This window comes from Nigerium massiliense, assembly GCF_000826085.1.
Lineage (GTDB): Bacteria > Actinomycetota > Actinomycetes > Propionibacteriales > Propionibacteriaceae > Propioniciclava > Propioniciclava massiliense.
Genome location: NZ_CCYM01000002.1, coordinates 754,579 through 767,227, shown reverse-complemented (window position 1 = coordinate 767,227; position 12,649 = coordinate 754,579). Strand labels below are relative to the sequence as shown.

General features: G+C 67.0%; 14 protein-coding genes. 9 read left to right on the top strand and 5 right to left on the bottom strand.

Annotated elements, in window-relative coordinates:
• Positions 1-2: 2 nt before the first annotated feature.
• Together dnaN and dnaA are read right to left on the bottom strand one after the other, a co-directional pair.
• Entirely contained in the window at positions 3-1,163 is a 1,161-nt protein-coding gene (gene dnaN / locus BN1187_RS04965; protein ID WP_040159258.1) for a DNA polymerase III subunit beta, read from the bottom strand.
• A gap of 461 nt (positions 1,164-1,624) precedes the next feature.
• Positions 1,625-3,034 (bottom strand): chromosomal replication initiator protein DnaA, encoded by a 1,410-nt coding sequence (dnaA, locus tag BN1187_RS04960; protein WP_072041955.1) that lies wholly within the window; start codon positions 3,032-3,034, stop codon positions 1,625-1,627.
• A 328-nt stretch (positions 3,035-3,362) separates the two neighbouring features.
• On the opposite strand from dnaA, the gene rpmH reads away from it, so the two are divergent.
• From rpmH to BN1187_RS04910, 9 genes are all read left to right on the top strand, one after another.
• Positions 3,363-3,500, top strand: a complete 138-nt coding sequence (gene rpmH / locus BN1187_RS04955) for a 50S ribosomal protein L34 (protein ID WP_072041954.1) — start codon at positions 3,363-3,365, stop codon at positions 3,498-3,500.
• 15 nt (positions 3,501-3,515) lie between these two features.
• Positions 3,516-3,863, top strand: a complete 348-nt coding sequence (gene rnpA, locus BN1187_RS04950) for a ribonuclease P protein component (protein ID WP_040159256.1) — start codon at positions 3,516-3,518, stop codon at positions 3,861-3,863.
• Positions 3,860-4,096, top strand: a complete 237-nt coding sequence (gene yidD / locus BN1187_RS04945; RefSeq protein ID WP_040159254.1) for a membrane protein insertion efficiency factor YidD — start codon at positions 3,860-3,862, stop codon at positions 4,094-4,096. The genes rnpA and yidD overlap by 4 nt, the downstream gene beginning before the upstream one ends.
• A gap of 5 nt (positions 4,097-4,101) precedes the next feature.
• On the top strand, positions 4,102-5,244 hold the full coding sequence (yidC, locus tag BN1187_RS04940; protein ID WP_040160037.1) for a membrane protein insertase YidC: 1,143 nt from the start codon (positions 4,102-4,104) through the stop codon (positions 5,242-5,244).
• Positions 5,245-5,318: 74 nt separating this feature from the next.
• Positions 5,319-5,948 carry a Jag family protein gene (locus BN1187_RS04935; protein WP_390620205.1) on the top strand — a complete coding sequence of 210 codons (630 nt, stop codon included), beginning with the start codon at positions 5,319-5,321 and terminating at the stop codon, positions 5,946-5,948.
• Positions 5,945-6,583 carry a 16S rRNA (guanine(527)-N(7))-methyltransferase RsmG gene (gene rsmG / locus BN1187_RS04930; RefSeq protein WP_040159249.1) on the top strand — a complete coding sequence of 213 codons (639 nt, stop codon included), beginning with the start codon at positions 5,945-5,947 and terminating at the stop codon, positions 6,581-6,583. The genes BN1187_RS04935 and rsmG overlap by 4 nt, the downstream gene beginning before the upstream one ends.
• A gap of 59 nt (positions 6,584-6,642) precedes the next feature.
• Positions 6,643-7,224 carry an ATP-binding protein gene (locus tag BN1187_RS04925; RefSeq protein WP_040159247.1) on the top strand — a complete coding sequence of 194 codons (582 nt, stop codon included), beginning with the start codon at positions 6,643-6,645 and terminating at the stop codon, positions 7,222-7,224.
• Positions 7,225-8,647: 1,423 nt separating this feature from the next.
• The gene (locus tag BN1187_RS04915) at positions 8,648-9,526 is read left to right on the top strand and encodes a ParA family protein (protein WP_072041953.1); all 879 of its coding nucleotides are present in this window, start codon (positions 8,648-8,650) and stop codon (positions 9,524-9,526) included.
• 9 nt (positions 9,527-9,535) lie between these two features.
• The gene (locus BN1187_RS04910; protein WP_040159244.1) at positions 9,536-10,492 is read left to right on the top strand and encodes a ParB/RepB/Spo0J family partition protein; all 957 of its coding nucleotides are present in this window, start codon (positions 9,536-9,538) and stop codon (positions 10,490-10,492) included.
• 449 nt (positions 10,493-10,941) lie between these two features.
• Here the strand turns inward: BN1187_RS04910 and BN1187_RS04905 are convergent, their stop codons facing one another.
• The 3 genes from BN1187_RS04905 to BN1187_RS04895 are packed head-to-tail and all read right to left on the bottom strand — an operon-like array spanning position 10,942 to position 12,589.
• A complete protein-coding gene (locus BN1187_RS04905; RefSeq protein WP_040159242.1) occupies positions 10,942-11,334 on the bottom strand; it encodes a VOC family protein in 393 nt (130 codons plus the stop codon).
• Positions 11,335-11,350: 16 nt separating this feature from the next.
• The gene (locus BN1187_RS04900; RefSeq protein ID WP_040159240.1) at positions 11,351-12,181 is read right to left on the bottom strand and encodes an AraC family transcriptional regulator; all 831 of its coding nucleotides are present in this window, start codon (positions 12,179-12,181) and stop codon (positions 11,351-11,353) included.
• Between the two features lie 21 nt (positions 12,182-12,202).
• Positions 12,203-12,589 carry a DUF3817 domain-containing protein gene (locus BN1187_RS04895; RefSeq protein ID WP_052462296.1) on the bottom strand — a complete coding sequence of 129 codons (387 nt, stop codon included), beginning with the start codon at positions 12,587-12,589 and terminating at the stop codon, positions 12,203-12,205.
• Positions 12,590-12,649 lie beyond the last annotated feature (60 nt).

Sequence of the window (12,649 nt, the reverse complement as noted above, 5' to 3'; positions counted from 1 at the left end):
GCTCAGGAGGGCAGGCGCATCAGCATGATGACGTGCCGGTAGTCGGTGCGCGGTTCGCCGTCGATCTCCTCCAGCGGCGTCAGCAGGCAGGGCTTGCCGGGCGCGGTGAACGAGAAGTTGACGAACGGGGTGTCGAGCGCGTTGAGCGCGTCGGACAGGTAGTGCGGGTTGAAGCCGGCCGCGCTCATGGCGAGACCGTCCCCGGTGTGGTCTTCCACGACCGCCTGGACGGCCTCGACGGCCTGGGCCTGGTCGCCCGTGGCGGCCTCGAGCGTGATGGTGCCCTCGTCGATCTTCATGCGCAGCGAGGTGTTGCGCTCGGCCACCAACGAGACGCGGCGGACCGCGTCGATGACCTCGTGGGTGTTGGCGCGCACGGTGACCGTCGGCTGCACGTTCATCAGGTGGCGCACCTTCGGGAACTCCCCGTCGAGCAAGCGGGTCGTGATCTGACGGCTGCCCGAGGAGCCGGCGCCCTCGAAGCCGATCAGTCCGTCGCCGGACGCACCGGAGGACAGGCTCAGCGTGATCTGCTCGCCGGAGGTCATGGAGCGTGCGGTCTCGCTCAGCACGCGCGCCGGCACCAGCGCGGCGCCCTCCCCCGCCGTGGCGGCCGGGCTCCAGCTGAGCTCTTTGAGCGCCATGCGGTAGCGGTCGGTGGCGAGCAGCGAGAGCGTGTCGCCCTCGATCTCGATGCGGACGCCGGTGAAGACCGGCAGCAGCTCGTCGCGTCCGGCCGCCACGACGACCTGAGCAACGGCCTGGGAGAACTCGTTGCTGACGATCGTGCCGGACGATTCCGGCATCGCCGGCAGCTCGGGGTACTCGTTGACGGGCAGCAACTGCAGGGTGAAGCGGGCACTGCCGCAGACGAGCTCCATCTTCTGCTCGTCCGAGGTGATGTCGACCGGCTTGTTGGGCAGCGAGCGCGCGATGTCGGCGAGCAGCTTGCCCGAGACGAGGCCGACACCCTCGTCGGAGACGGTCGCGGGCACCGTGATCTTGGCGGCGGTCTCGTAGTCGAAGCTCGAGAAGATCAACTGGTCGCCCTTCGCCTCGATGCGCAGTCCGGCAAGGATCGGCACGCTGGGGCGGGTGGGGAGGCTGCGAGCGGCCCACTGGACTGCATCCGCCAGGACGTCACGCTCGAGACGAATCTTCACGCCGGATCTCCTGAGTTGTTCGTTGCGGCACCGATCGGACACCTGTCTGGCCGACGGTTCTGTGGCTGATCATAACGAGCCCGTCCCGGAGATACCCACAAGGTCGAGTCCCGCCTGCTTTTAAGAGAGAGGGAGATTAGAAAGTACTTCACAGTAGTCACCGCTGTGGAAACGGTGGATAACGTGCATCGACCCCAGTCACGTCGCGCGTCGCCGGGTGAATGCTTCTGTGGAGAACGTCAAACTACACCCGTGTCAGCTGTGGACGACGCAGCGTCGCGTCCCGATCATCCACAGGGATTCCCGGTTATCCACAGGTCTCGTCCCACGGCTTTCCCCACACGTGGCGGTCGCTGTGGACGATGGACGGGGCGCGTCCGGAAGCGCACGGCGCGCTGGCGGGGTCGCGCAGCACGACGCCCCGCACACCGGAGGGTGAGCGGGGCGTCGGACGGCAGGCGTCAGCGGGTCGGGGAGTTCTTGATGCGGTTGGTGAGCTCGGTGACCTGGTTGTAGACCGAGCGGCGCTCCGAGAGCAGCTGGCGGATCTTGCGGTCGGCGTGCATCACGGTCGTGTGGTCGCGGCCGCCGAAGAGTTGGCCGATCTTCGGCAGGCTGAGATCGGTGAGTTCGCGGCACAGGTACATGGCGATCTGGCGAGCAGTGACAAGGACGTGGGTGCGGCTGGTACCGCACAGGTCCTCCAGGGAGACGCCGAAGTAGTTGGCGGTCTGGCTCATGATCGCCTGCGGGTTGATCGGCGCGTCTCCCCCGTCGGGGATGAGGTCCTTCAGCACCGTCTCGGTGAGCGCCAGGTCGACCGGCTGCCCGTTCAGGCTCGCGAACGCGGTCACCCGGATCAGTGCGCCCTCGAGCTCGCGGATGTTCGTCTGGATCTTGCTGCCGATGAACTCCAGGACCTCCGGGGCGACCGTGAGGTGCTCGGCGATGGCCTTCTTGCGCAGGATCGCGATGCGCGTCTCGAGGTCCGGCGGCTGGATGTCCGTGATGAGGCCCCACTCGAACCGGCTGCGCAGCCGCGGCTCGAGCGCCTCGAGGGCCTTGGGCGGCCGATCGCACGTCAGGACGATCTGCTTCTGCGCGTTGTGCAAGGTGTTGAACGTGTGGAAGAACTCTTCCTGCGTCTGGATCTTGCTCTCCAAGAACTGGATGTCATCGATCAGCAGGACGTCGATGTCGCGGTAGTTGCGGCGGAACTCGGCGGTGCGGTTGTCGGAGATGGCGTTGATGAAGTCGTTCGTCAGCTCCTCGGTGGAGACGTACTTCACCCGAACGCCGTCGTAGTACTGGCGGACGTAGTGGCCCAGTGCGTGCAGCAGGTGTGTCTTGCCGAGGCCGGACTCGCCGTAGATCATCAGCGGGTTGTACGCCTTGCCGGGCGACTCGGCCACGGCCACCGCCGCGGCGTGCGCGAACCGGTTCGACGAGCCGATGACGAAGTTGTCGAACGTGTACTTGGGGTTGAGGCGGTCGCCGCCGCTCTGCGTCGAAGACGGACGCGGCACCGACCCGAGCCCGTAGGACGGGACGGCCATCGGCAGCGTCTCCGACGCGTCGGCCTGGTTGCCCTCGACGGCGTCCTCGTCGATGTCGAGGTCGAGGTCCGGGTTGATCGTGACGGCCAGACGGATCGGCTTCTTGTAGATGTCGGAGAGCTGCTCCTCGATCCAGCTGCGCAGCCGGGTCTCGATGCGCTCCCGGGTGAACTCGTGCGCCACGGCGGCGACGAGCGTGGAATCGAGCAGCGCTTCGACCTGAACGGCGCTCAGCCACGCGCGAGCGGACGGTTCGGCGGAGCGCATCACCTTGTCCCAGGAGGCCGCAAGCGTGGAATCAACCTCATTCGGCATATGATTCCCCTTGTCAGACGGCTATCCACAGAGTTATCCACAGCATGTGGAGACACCAGCATAAGTCCATGTCTTCCCGCAGGGTGCCCTGTGGAGAACTTCGCGGCAGGTTGGCAACGGTACCTACCCGATCTGCACGTCGCAAACCTGCCTGTCAGGGGATTATCGCGCTGGGCGGCGTGTCGCCTCGACGCGGGCGAGCGTGGCTGTCCGGTTTGCTCCGGCCTCCCAGAACACGTATCGTTATCTGGTCACTGTCCAGTGACATCCCTGTGTCCGCGTGGACGCAGTCGTCCGAACGTTTTTTCCAATTTTGTGGGGAGCTCCCGTGAGCAAGCGCACCTTCCAGCCCAGCAACCGGCGGCGTAGCCGCACCCACGGCTTCCGTCGGCGCATGCGGACGCGTGCCGGCCGCGCCATCCTGGCCGCCCGTCGTCGCAAGGGCCGCGCCCACCTCGCCGGCTGACCGAGCCGGCGTCCAGTGTTGCCCGCCGACGCGCGTTTGCGCAGCTCGGACGACTTCCGCGCCACGGTTCGGCGCGGCGTCCGGGTGAGCCGGCAGACCCTGGTGCTGCACGCCCTCCGCACACCTCGCCCGCCCGCCAGAGCGGGCTTTGTTGTGTCCAAGGCGGTCGGCAACGCCGTGACCCGCAACCGGGTCAAGCGTCAACTGCGTCATCTCACGGCCGAGGCCCTCGCGACCACGACGACCCCGTTGGACGTCGTGGTTCGCGCCCTGCCCGCAGCCTCCGCCCAGCCCGCGACCACGTTGCGCGCTGACTTCTGGTCGGCCTGGGATCAGTCGCTCCACCGTCTTGAGGCGGCATGAAGTACCTGTTCATCGGATTCATGAAGCTGTACCGGCGGCTGATCAGCCCCCTGTACGGAAACGTCTGCAAGTACTACCCCACCTGCTCCGCGTACGCCCTCGAGTCGTTCGAGCGCCACGGGGCCTGGCGGGGTCTGGTGTTGACGATCAACCGTCTGCGCCGCTGTCACCCCTGGTCGGCCGGCGGCTATGACCCTGTGCCGGAAACCTTCTCACTGCGAGGAATCTCGTGAACACACTGCTTCCCCTCCTCATCCCCCTGAACATCTGGGATTCGTTCCTCGGCGGCCTGAACACGATGATGCAGCCCATCTACTGGGCGATCTCCGGCATCATCGTCGGCTTCCACTGGCTGTTCAGCCGGTTCATGAACCCCGATTCCGGTTGGACGTGGGCGCTCGCCATCATCAGCCTCACCGTCGTCGTGCGGTCGCTGATGATCCCGCTGTTCGTGCGCCAGATCAACACGTCGCGCAAGATGCAGCTCCTCGGCCCGAAGATCAAGGCGCTGCAGGACAAGTACGGCACCGACCGTGAGCGTCTCGGCCAGGAGACGATGAAGCTCTACAAGGAAGAGAACGTCAACCCCGCGGCGTCCTGTCTCCCGCTGCTGTTGCAGATGCCGATCTTCATCGGCCTCTTCAACGTGCTCAACTCCGTCTCCCGCGGCCACGCGCAGGGCGAATTCTTCGTCCGCGAGCCGGCGCTCGTCGATTCGCTGCGGCACGCGAAGATCTTCGGCGCCGAGATCTCCGGCACCTTCCTCCCCATCACGACCATCGGTCCGACGCAGTTCGTCGCCGCGTTCCTGATCATCGCCATGACGGCGACGCTGTTCTTCACGCAGCTGCACATGATGCGTAAGAACATGCCGCCCGAGTCCCTTGAGGGCCCCATGGCGCAGCAGCAGAAGATGATGCTGTACATGTTCCCGGTCATCTACCTGATCACCGGTGTGAGCATCCCGATCGGCGTCATGATCTACTGGCTCGCCTCGAACCTGTGGACGCTGGGCCAGCAGTACCTGCTCGTGCACAACTCCCCTGCGCCGAACACCCCCGCGTACATCGACTGGGAGGAGCGGATGCTCGCCAAGGGCAAGGATCCCGAGGCGATCCTGCGCAAGCGCATGGGGTACGCCAACAAGCCGAAGGCAACGACGTCCAACGACCCCACCAGGGTCGCGCGCCAGTCCACGCCCGGCACGACCACCACCAAGTCGAAGGGTGCCTCCGCGGCGGGAAGGGGGAAGGCCACGACGGCCCGACCGTCCGAGCGGAGCACCGCCGGCCCCGCCTCGTCGACGCACGCGCGCGTCCAGCGCCAGCAGCCGTCGAAGGGGACGCGGGCCACCCGTAAGCAGGCAAAGCGGAAGGAGTAGGAATGACGGAGCAACAGGCGCCGGTCGACGGCGTCGACGAGGATTTCGCGGCGGATTCCCCCGAGGTGGGGACGTTGGACGCCGCGCGCGAGACCGGCGACGATGCCGTGCCGGCCGAGCCCGCGTCCGCCAGCGAGGGGTCGGACGCCGACGACATCGACGAATCCGATGATGACGATGCGGACGAGGAGGACGACGACGAACGCTCGGGCGACGGCGACGAAGCACGGCGGCCGAGCCGGCGCGAGGAGGCCCTGACCAACGAGGGCGAGATCGCCGCGGACTACCTCGAGGAGCTTCTCGACATCGCCGACTTGGACGGCGACATCGATACCTACATCGAGGGCGGCCGTGCACACGTCTCGATCATCACCGAGTCAGACGTCTTGGTCGGCAAGAACGGTAAGACGCTCGAGGCGCTGCAGGAACTGGCGCGCCTCGCCGTGATGACCGAGATCGGGCACCGCAGCCGCCTCATGCTCGACATCGCCGGCCACCGTGAGAAGCGGCGCGTCGAATTGCAGGATCTGGCCGCCGACGCGATCGACGAGGTCAAGGACAGCGGCGAGGCCGTCCGGCTCTCTCCGATGAACCCGTTCGAGCGCAAGATCGTCCACGACGCGATCGCGGCCGCCGGACTGAGCAGCGAATCCGAGGGCGAGGAGCCCAACCGCCGGGTCGTCGTGATGCCCGCGTCCCGATGACGAATCCCTTGGACGGCGGCCCGGCACCTGCCGCGGCCGCCGTCGTCTTTTCCGACGCCCTCGAACAGGCCGAGCAGTACGCGTCGATCTTGGCGAGCCGTGGCATCGAGTGGGGCCTGATCGGTCCCCGCGAGGGCGACAAGCTGTGGGAGCGTCACCTGCTCAACAGCGTCGCGGTCTCCCCCTCGATCCACGACGACGCCCTGGTAGTTGACGTCGGCAGCGGCGCCGGGTTACCGGGCATCCCGCTGGCGCTGATGCGTCCCGACCTGCGCGTGACACTGCTGGAGCCGTTGGAGCGCCGCGCGCACTTCCTGACCCTTGCGGTGGATGAGCTCGGCATCGGCGACCGGGTCCGCGTGGTGCGTGAGCGCGCCGAGGAGCACCGGCAGCTCTACGACGTGGCGACCTGCCGCGCCGTCGCCCCCGTCACCAAGCTGCTCGCCTGGACCACCCACCTCTTCTCCCCCGGCGGACGCCTCGTCGCCCTGAAGGGCGAGAGCGTCGACGGTGAGCTGATCAAGGCCGCCAACGAACTCAAGAAGCGCCGCCTGTCCGCGCGCGTCCACCTGGCGCGGGTGCACCCGGACGTCGAAGCCACGCGCGTGCTCGTGGTCGAAGGTCCGCGCGGCTGAGGTTCGCTGGACGATCGTGACCGGAACCTGGCACGGGTTCTCGGTGCGAGGATGAGGACATGTTGTTGAACGTGTTCGGTCCCCCGGCGGTCGGGAAGATGACCGTCGGACGCGCGATCGCTGCGCGCGGAAGGTTCCGCCTGTTCCACAACCACATGACGATCGAGCCGCTCCTCGAGACCTTCGGCTTCGGGACCCCGGCCTTCAACACTCTCAATGAAGAGTTTCGGCGCCGCGTTCTCGAAGAGGCCGCGGCGAACAACGTCGAACTGGTGTTCACGATTGTCTGGGCACTGGACGCCGACGAGGACCGCGCCTTGGCCGAGTCGTACGCTGAGATCTTCGCCGGGGACGTCGCATTCGTCGAACTGCGCGCCCCGCTCCCCCTCCGGCTCGAGCGAAACCGCACGGACGAGCGGCTGCTGCACAAGGCGTCCAAGCGCGACGTGGAGTGGTCGGACTCGAACGTCCGGTCCCTCGAGGAGGAGCATCAGATGACCACCGAACACAGCCCTGGACGTTTCGCCGATCTTCTCGCGCGCTACCCCTCTCTGGTGCTGGAGAACACGGGCTCCGCCTCGGACGCCGCCGACTCGATCCTCGACTGGGTGACCGGCGTCGACCAGCAGCGTCGCCGCTAGCACGCCGACCAAACGCCAGGACGCCTGCGACGCGACGCAGACCAAGGTGTGGAATCGGTAAGTAGATAAAGTTATTTTCGCTCAGGTTTGTTCCGTAGCGGGTTCCCCGCGCCGTCGGTCTGGGGCAGTCACGGCGTCGCCGGTCCCGGCCAGAGCGGCGTCGCCAGTGTGATGTGAGGAAGGGGGCGGCCTCGCCCGGGCATGGTCACGCTTCAGGGCGCCGGGACAAGTGAGCGCCCGCCGGCGCCCACCGCCTGTTGAGGGGTATCGCCCAGGGGTTGAGCGGGCAGCTGGTCCCTGGCGAAGCTGTCGGGCGCCTGGCACCGGATCTCCCCCTCACGCTGGGCCTCTCCCCTCACCGGGCCTCCCGCCTCACACCGGAGCCCGTTTTGTGTTGGCTGTAGCTCCCTTCGCCCGTCCCCTGGTGACAAGGGGTTATCGTGGACGGAGAGTGGAAACCTGACGCTTGGTGTGCGGGCACCACTCGGCAAGAGAAGCCGGGCTGACCGACCGTGATTGACACGCGGGCGCGACGGAGTGAGCAGGTGTCGGTGTCATTGACCAGGCGGCCCGTCATCCGGGTCCCCCGAAACGTTTCACGTGGAACGCGGGTGCTGTGGGCAGGCGCCGATGAGCGACGATGAGGGGTTCCCGACCCAGGTCAGGGAGGAGGGGGCGCGCCTCGTCGCGATTGAGCAGCCAGGGTGGAGGACGCTCCCGGTGCTAGCGGTGCTAGCGGTGCCAGCAGTCCCAGCAGAGCGAGTAGGGCCAGCGGGGGCCCAGCCGGATCGGCGCCGCCAGCAGTGGCAGGGGGACTAGCCGAGTGAGCCGCGTCTGCGGTGTTAGCCGAGCCAGTGACGGTGTCCCCCCACGAGGTGCCGGGAGCGGCGTGATGCTCTCCTAAGGCTGCGGCTCGGCACTGATCTTCGGGGAGTGCGTCGGGGCCACGCTTCCCTCCCCCTCTTGAGCCAACGTACGACAGGCAACTGCGGCGGATGCCGGTAGGTTTTCCGGCCGCCTCGCGATCGATGTCGGGTCAGTCGCGAGTCGGCCGCCTGCTAATGCGCGGAAGAGATCTTTAAAGTCATAAATCGACTTAGCTATATAAGTCTAAGTAGGCACGGACTCCGGAGAGGCAGAGACCGGCACGGTCACAGGCTTCCGACAACGCGTCCCCCCGTTTCCCGGAGTCAACAACGGCATACCGAGAGCCCCATGCGGGCCAGCGGCGGGTCTGATGTGGTGCGTTGGTGCTCCTGAGCGTGGCGATGTGCATTGATGACCCAAATCAACTGTGCGATCCGTGCTCCATCGGCGGGGATCGCAAGCGATGGAGGAAGTGCGGGATAGGCTAGCGCCGTTCCACTCCCCTGCTTTGAAGTTGGTTGCTGTGACAGACTCCCCCTCCGCCCCGCGTCGGGCCGTGTTCGACGAAGATGAGTTCTCTGAGCGGGCGGATCTGCCCGATGACTTGTCGGAAGACGTTTCACGTGAAACCGCGGCGCTCCCCCGGCCAGCCTCTCCGCGCACGTTCGTCGTGGCGAACCAGAAGGGCGGTGTTGGCAAGACGACCACTGCCGTGAATATCGCCGCCGGACTCGCCATGGGCGGCTTGAAGGTCCTCGTCGTCGACATGGATCCGCAGGGCAACGCGTCCACGGCTCTCGGGGTGGACCACTCCGAAGGGACGCCGGGAACCTACGACGTACTCGTCGAGGGCGCGCCCCTCATCGACGTGATCCAACGCTGCCCGGACATCCCGGGTCTTTACGTCGTTCCCGCGACCATCGATCTCGCAGGCGCCGAGATCGGGCTCGTCGCTACTGTTTCACGTGAAACGAAGCTCCAGATCGCCCTCCGGAAGTTCTTCAAGGAGTTCTACGTCGACTACGTCATCGTGGATTGCCCGCCATCGTTGGGCCTCCTCACGCTGAACGCGCTCGTCGCCGCCAAGGAGATCATGATCCCCATCCAATGCGAGTACTACGCACTCGAGGGCGTCACGCAACTGATGAAGACGATCGAGCTGGTCACCGGGCGCCTCAACGACGATCTTCGTCTGAGCACCGTGATCCTCACGATGTTCGACGGTCGCACCAACCTGTCCACCCAGGTCGCCAACGAAGTGCGTACCCACTTCGCCGAGGAGACGCTCGAAACAGTTGTCCCGCGGTCGGTTCGCATCGCGGAGGCGCCCAGCTATGGGCAAACCGTCCTGAGCTACCACCTCGCGTCCGCCGGGGCACAGGCGTATCGACAAGCTGCCGAAGAGATCGCCCGCCGGGGCCCGACAAAGAAGTAGGGGAAGAGAATGGCTACAGCACGCGCACGCACGGGCCTTGGACGAGGGCTAGGCGATCTGATCCGGCCGACCTCGGAGCCGGATCCAACGACCGAGCCACAAGCGGGGCCGGAGAAGGTCCACGACCCCGTTCCAGCACCCGAGGGGTCGTACTTCGGTGAGATCCCCGTGGGGGAGATCCGGCCCAACCCGCGGCAACCGCGCCAGGTCTTCGATGAGGACGAGCTCGACGAGTTGATCGGCTCCATCAAGGAGGTCGGCCTCCTGCAGCCGGTCGTTGTCCGACCGCTGCCAACGGCGGAGGACGGCAGCAAATTCGAACTGGTCATGGGGGAGCGGCGACTGCGCGCCACCAAGGCGGCAGGGCTCGCGACCATCCCGGCGATCGTCCGCAAGACCGAGACCCACGACCTGCTCCGGGACGCCCTGTTAGAGAATCTGCATCGCGCCCAGCTGAACCCGCTGGAGGAGGCGGCCGCGTATCAGCAGATGCTGGAGGACTTCGGCTGCACCCAGGAGGAGTTGTCCGTTCGCATCAAGCGCTCCCGACCCCAGATCTCAAACACCATTCGGCTTCTGCGCCTGCCAGCCCCGGTGCAGCGCCGGGTCGCCGCAGGTGTCCTGTCCGCCGGGCATGCACGGGCCCTGCTCATGCTCACCGACCCGGTGGAACAGGAGCGTCTCGCGCAGCGGATCGTGGCGGAGAACCTGAGCGTCCGTGCGGTGGAGGAGATCGTCTCCATGGGGACCAAGCCCGAAAGGCCTAGTCGCAGCCGCACTGCCCGTGAGCCCTCGCCCCGCGCGCAGGCGCTCTCGCGGGGATTCTCGGACGCCCTGGACACCCGCGTGAACGTGACGATGGGTCGCAAGAAGGGCAAGATCACCATCGAATTCGCCTCAGGGGACGACCTCGAACGGATCCTCACAGTGATGCGCACTGGAGTCGATCCAGAGATAGATATATAAGTCGATAAATAGGGTCAACGACAAAGAGAGAATAGGCGTCCAGACTCGTTCGGTCGGGCCTCGCCGAGCAGCGGACGATCGCCATCCGGGTTTGGCCTAGGGGATGCGATCGGCGCGCCCTGGGCTCGGTGCTCGTGGCGCACGCGGTCAGCCCTGGGGGCTTGCTCTGACAGCCGCAGCCGTCGCGGCGATGGCCGTGGCCCTCCAGGCCGTGCGCGCAGGAGTGAGACCGCGCAGATGAAGCTCCCGGCAACACTGCGCTGACTTCTCGACATCGCCTCGGGGTCTGCCAACTCGCCGACGACCGAGGCTGGGCGCTCAGCGCTCGCAGCCCATTGCAGCTGTGCCGGCACGGTGAGGACGGGACGGCCTGGGCCGCCCCGTCCGGGGTGGGTGGATTCGGGTGGCAGTTGCCGGAGGCTCAGCGCGGCGGACGCGAGTGAAGCCTGCTACTCGCCTTCGTAGGAATCGATGTTGAAGATGTTTCCCTCGGGGTCGGCGACAGCGACGCTCCGGCCGCCGTGGTCGGGCTCCGAGATCTCGTCGAGCTGGCGGCCGCCCGCCTCGAGCGCGCGTGCCAGGGTGACGTTCACCTCGTCGTCGCTGGCGACCACCAGATTGACGCAGGCGGTTCCCGGCTTCGGACCGATGCCGCCCTCCCGATCGCTGCCGAACATCAGGCCACCGTTGTCGCGCCATTGCACTTGGGCGTGGTGGATGACGGTGGGATCGTCCTCATCACGGACGACAAGTCGCTCGGTGAACCCGAGCTGGAGGAGGAAAGCCAAGCCGGCGTTCGCATCGGCGTAGCGCAGGCAGGAGAACAGCTGAGGTTTTGTCATGGCTCCAGCCTGCCCGCTACGGGGACCGCGGCTCTTGAACGTTTGGGAGTTCCTGCAAGGTTTCGGTCGGCGTGACCCCGGCGAACTGCCGCCACTCCCGGGTCATGTGGGCCTGATCCGCGTAGCCGGCTCGCGCAGCCACGTCGGCCAACCGGACGCCGCTGCGCGACAGTCCCGTCGCTCGCTCGAACCGGGCGAGACGAGCCGCGACCTTGGGGCTGACGCCGAACTCCGTATGGAAGCGCTCGCCGAAGTAGCGGCGCGACCAGCCCAGCTCGTCCGCCAGCTGCGCGATGCCGACGTTGCCGTGTTCCGCTGTGATCCGCTCCCACGCGTGGTCGAGCTCGGCGCGTCCCGATGGACGCCCGCGGCGGGGGAGTGGCGGGGCCGATGGTCCGCCGGTGGCTCCGGCTGCCGCGTCCGCCAGGCGCAGCAGGTGACGCTCGAGGAGGCGCGCGCGCTCCGGCCAGGACGACTCTTGGAGCTGTCGCTGCAAGGCGTCCGGGAGGACGCGGCCGAGGGCGTCCCCAGGAACGAGCTGCCCGCTCAACTCCGCGGGCGACACCCTCAGCAAACGGCGGACGCCGGCGGGGGACAGGCTTAGCTGGAGGCCGCGTTGAAGCCCGTGGGTGGGGATGACCACCGGTTCGGTGTGGAGGCCGCCGACGAGCGTCCAGACGCGCAGAGGCTCAGCCCCGGCCCAGCCACAGTCGAGGGGCTCGTCGAACGCGAGGATGACCGTGATGTTGGTCGAGGGCAGCCCATGATGAACCAGGTCGGGCGCGCAGACGATGTCGTAGCCGATGACGTCCTGCACCCACGGCCGGAGCGCGGGATGCACGGGCATGGCCAGCCTCGGTCCGCTGCCTCAGTCGCCCATGGTGGGCTGATCGACCGCAGGCTGCGGAGCACCCGCCTCGGCGAGCGCGATGCGGCGGCGGACGTCCTTCGTCGCGTAATGCTCGGCGACGAAAGACAGGAACGGCACCGTGCCGGCCAGCGCGATCAGGATGAGCCGCATCCACGGCCAGTCGACGCGGCGGCCGAGGAGGTAAGCGCTGATCAGCAGCACCATGTACAGCCAGCCGTGCAGCGGTCCGAGGGTCACGACGACGGCGTCGTTGCCGCCGAAGTACTTCAGGGGCACGCCGACGCAGATCAACACCACGAGTTGGATGCCGACGACCCAGGCCATCACGCGGTAGAACGTGAGGGACTTGCGGATCGTGGGGATCTCGTCGCGGTCGAGGGGCATCGGTCGGTCCTTTCGAAGCGTCACGGGCGGCCGGCTGATGCGGCGGCGGGTGCTGGCTGA

Coding starts and splice junctions, on each gene's coding strand:
- yidD (WP_040159254.1), top strand. CDS start 3,860: ATGAAGTACCTGTTCATCGGATTCATGAAGCTGTACCGGCGGCTGATC.
- BN1187_RS04895 (WP_052462296.1), bottom strand. CDS start 12,589: ATGCCCCTCGACCGCGACGAGATCCCCACGATCCGCAAGTCCCTCACG.
- dnaA (WP_072041955.1), bottom strand. CDS start 3,034: ATGCCGAATGAGGTTGATTCCACGCTTGCGGCCTCCTGGGACAAGGTG.
- BN1187_RS04905 (WP_040159242.1), bottom strand. CDS start 11,334: ATGACAAAACCTCAGCTGTTCTCCTGCCTGCGCTACGCCGATGCGAAC.
- BN1187_RS04900 (WP_040159240.1), bottom strand. CDS start 12,181: ATGCCCGTGCATCCCGCGCTCCGGCCGTGGGTGCAGGACGTCATCGGC.
- BN1187_RS04910 (WP_040159244.1), top strand. CDS start 9,536: ATGGCTACAGCACGCGCACGCACGGGCCTTGGACGAGGGCTAGGCGAT.
- rsmG (WP_040159249.1), top strand. CDS start 5,945: ATGACGAATCCCTTGGACGGCGGCCCGGCACCTGCCGCGGCCGCCGTC.
- BN1187_RS04925 (WP_040159247.1), top strand. CDS start 6,643: ATGTTGTTGAACGTGTTCGGTCCCCCGGCGGTCGGGAAGATGACCGTC.